The 603-nt window shown below is 62.9% G+C and carries 1 protein-coding gene; it reads left to right on the top strand.

Annotation, left to right across the window (positions count from 1 at the left end; all coding sequences use genetic code 11):
* Nucleotides 1–24: 24 nt before the first annotated feature.
* Nucleotides 25–603: transposase (locus E4K65_RS46835; protein ID WP_135179775.1), on the top strand; the 579-nt coding region annotated here is incomplete at its 3' end.

Here is a 603-nt window from a genome sequence, read left to right as displayed (position 1 = left end):
TCCGATGCGATTCGGAGATGGTGCGTGCGCGGCGGCGACAATCGAACAGGAGAGCTGTTTAGCTACGTTGATCTGGAGGCGCGGGTGCGGCGTGATCATCCGCTGCGAGCGATCCGGACAATCGTGAACGAAGCGCTGGCGGTGCTGGAGCGCGAGTTTGCCGCGCTCTATTCGCCGATTGGGCGGCCGTCGATCCCACCGGAGAAGCTGCTGCGGGCGATGCTGTTGCAGGCGTTTTATTCGATCCGGTCTGAGCGGCTTCTGATGGAGCGGTTGGAATATGACCTGTTGTTTCGCTGGTTCGCGGGAATCGGCGTCGACGACACGGCGTGGGACCATTCGGTGTTCTCGAAGAACCGCGACCGGCTGCTGGAAGGCGACATCGCGGCCAAGTTCATGGCGGCGGTGCTGGCACAGCCCAAGGTGAAGAGGCTTCTGTCGAGCGATCACTTCTCAGTCGATGGCACGCTGATCGAGGCCTGGGCCTCGATGAAGAGCGTCAAGCCCAAGGACAGCTCGGGCGAGCCGCCGGCGCAAGGCGGCGGGCGCAATGCCGAAGCGGACTTCCATGGCCAGAAACGCTCGAACGATACCCATGCTTCG

Source organism: Bradyrhizobium niftali (genome assembly GCF_004571025.1).
GTDB lineage: Bacteria > Pseudomonadota > Alphaproteobacteria > Rhizobiales > Xanthobacteraceae > Bradyrhizobium > Bradyrhizobium niftali.
Note: the sequence above shows the minus strand (reverse complement) of the source record. Positions and strands in the feature narration are given on the sequence as shown.